Below are 461 nucleotides of genomic sequence, written 5' to 3'. Positions count from 1 at the left end.
GGGGCGCACCTGGTGGCGGGGCTGGGGCGGCCGGGCGGGCTGACCGGGGTGGCGGGCGGCGAGGGCATCGCAGTGGACGAATTCGAACGACGCGCGACCGAAGTGCTGGCGACCGAGCCGGCGAAGCTGGCCAGCCTGCTGCGGCTGCGCGGCGAGGTGCAGCGCTTTGCGGCGCAGCCCTGGCCCGGCACCGGCCAGCCCAGCGCCGAGGCGCTGAATGCCCGCAACCAGCACCTGATCGACGAAGCGGCCAAACTGCTCGGGCCGGAGCATTTCAGAAAGCTGTTTGGCGCCGAACCCGGCGCCAAGGTGACGCTGGTCGACCCGCGGACTGCAGCCACCGCCGGCGAAATCCCGCCGCCGAAACCGCGCTGACGCCGCGCCGCTTGCGTCAGCGGATCGGCAGCAATTAGCTGGCCTTCAGCTTCGCTGCCTTGCGCAGCGTCTCGGCGCTCCGGGAC

General features: G+C 72.7%; 1 pseudogene. It reads left to right on the top strand.

The window, feature by feature from the left end:
• Nucleotides 1-375: pseudogene (locus tag DYI24_RS27745) on the top strand (hypothetical protein); the annotation flags it as partial.
• Nucleotides 376-461 lie beyond the last annotated feature (86 nt).

Origin of the sequence: Rhodopseudomonas sp. BR0C11, assembly GCF_010820945.1 — a bacterium.
Classification (GTDB): domain Bacteria; phylum Pseudomonadota; class Alphaproteobacteria; order Rhizobiales; family Xanthobacteraceae; genus Rhodopseudomonas; species Rhodopseudomonas palustris_H.
The sequence above is the reverse complement of the archived record's forward strand: the minus strand, read 5'-3'. Positions and strand labels throughout refer to the sequence as shown.